3 protein-coding genes are annotated in these 1,220 nt (G+C 31.0%); all 3 read right to left on the bottom strand.

The window, feature by feature from the left end:
* Positions 1–266 (bottom strand): Asp23/Gls24 family envelope stress response protein (locus tag L1S46_RS26195; RefSeq protein WP_238901439.1); only part of this gene is annotated, 266 nt, incomplete at its 3' end.
* Positions 267–328: 62 nt separating this feature from the next.
* Positions 329–568, bottom strand: coding sequence for a DUF2273 domain-containing protein (locus L1S46_RS26190; RefSeq protein WP_000002682.1), 240 nt, complete (start codon positions 566–568; stop codon positions 329–331).
* Between the two features lie 12 nt (positions 569–580).
* Positions 581–1,117 carry an alkaline shock response membrane anchor protein AmaP gene (amaP, locus tag L1S46_RS26185; protein ID WP_000825817.1) on the bottom strand — a complete coding sequence of 179 codons (537 nt, stop codon included), beginning with the start codon at positions 1,115–1,117 and terminating at the stop codon, positions 581–583.
* Positions 1,118–1,220 lie beyond the last annotated feature (103 nt).

Here is a 1,220-nt window from a genome sequence, read left to right as displayed (position 1 = left end):
GATACACCTTGTGTAACGTTGTTGCCACTTGAGAATGCATTAGTGAATGTATCAGTTAAGCCACCTTTCATGTCTAAGATACCTTTAACTTCACGTGCAGCGATACCAGCAATTTTTTCAACAACTTCATCAGAGAAAGTTAATTTGTTTTTGAATTGAGGCTCTTGATTTTGTTCTTGTTGTTTTTGACGCTCTTCTCTTTCTTTTTCGTTAACACCAGTTTGATTGTCGTATGCTTGTTTTGCTTTATTGTTATCTACAGTCATAATAGATTCTCCTTTTACTTGTTATTTTTTATATTTTTTTAATTAAATTCTAAATTGATGAATTAACTCCATCGATTTAAAAAATTCATAAAATCTTGCTTACGGTCTTTCATATACCCAATACCTACACCAATTAAACATAAAACGATGATAAGTATTGTTTTCCAAAAACCTAACGTTAAGAATAATATCGCGATTAATAGAAACGCTAAGAAACCAACGATTCTCCATTTAAATACTTTTAAAAAATTAATCACTTGTTGTGTAGAGTCTTGTCCGTTTTGGTTATGATTGTTAGCCATGATATACCTCCCTTACAACACTCGTGGACCAGAAGTTTTCTGATCTCTCACATTTACTTCTAACTTACGTACTGGCATTTCTGTAAAATGTTCTACATTCTTTTTAATATCCGCACGAATTGCTTCAGTTAAAGATTGTACCTGAACATTATTCGGTACGAAAAAGTCAGTTTTAATGTCGATATAAGATTTATTTTTTTTGTTATATAGTTTTGCAACTACATTCGGTTGTCTTACTTGGTCATATTTTGCAACTGTATCAAATGCAGTTTTTTCAACAGCTTTACGAGATACGTAAACATGACCATCATCGAAGTCTTTGTATAATCCAGGTTTTCGATGCGTAGGTTTGAAGATACTAAATACTAATATAAGACCTATTAATATCAATAGTGCAGCAAGTGAAATAAGTAATGGTTGGAACCATTCAAATTGAAGGAAGTAGTCTTGATATTCAGTTATACGTCCATCTTGGATATACATGAATAACAGGAACCCCACGATTACTACTATTAATAAGCCAAGGATAAAGTTTTTAAGTCGTTTCACCCCTAACGACACCTCCTTAGTTAAAGTTAATTTAAAAACATATTAAATATGTACCCATCAGATTTTTTCTTAAACATAATAAATTAATAACTTTAAATTTATT

Origin of the sequence: Clostridium sp. YIM B02500, from assembly GCF_022324665.1 — a bacterium.
In the GTDB taxonomy this organism is placed as follows: domain Bacteria; phylum Bacillota; class Clostridia; order Clostridiales; family Clostridiaceae; genus Clostridium; species Clostridium beijerinckii.
Note: the sequence above shows the minus strand (reverse complement) of the source record. Positions and strands in the feature narration are given on the sequence as shown.

Excerpts from the sequence above, each read along its gene's own strand:
- L1S46_RS26190 (WP_000002682.1), bottom strand. The coding sequence starts at position 568 with ATGGCTAACAATCATAACCAAAACGGACAAGACTCTACACAACAAGTG.